The organism is Bacillus sp. SIMBA_008, assembly GCF_046535495.1.
GTDB lineage: Bacteria > Bacillota > Bacilli > Bacillales > Bacillaceae > Bacillus > Bacillus subtilis.
Map to the genome: position 1 here is coordinate 1 of NZ_JAWRWL010000923.1, position 250 is coordinate 250.

A 250-nucleotide genomic window follows, 5' to 3' on the forward strand; every position below is an offset into this window, starting at 1 on the left:
GTTGCAACACCTATTGGAACGAAGAATAAAAGTGCCAATCGGATTGTAACTACTTTCGATAACTCTCCACTCGTTAAGCCTACTTTTCGAATCATTTCAAACAAACGAGTATCATCCTCCAAATCAGAAAACAAACGGAAGTAAAGGAAACTTCCTGCACATACGAAAAATACTATACCAATAAAGAAACCTACAAATAGAATTGGTCCTGCGATTTGTAAACTTTGGTTTTGTTCATACTCTTCTGCAC

General features: G+C 36.4%; 1 pseudogene. It reads right to left on the reverse strand.

Features of this window, described 5'->3' with window-relative positions:
• Positions 1–250: pseudogene (locus SB658_RS26075) on the reverse strand (ABC transporter permease); the annotation flags it as partial.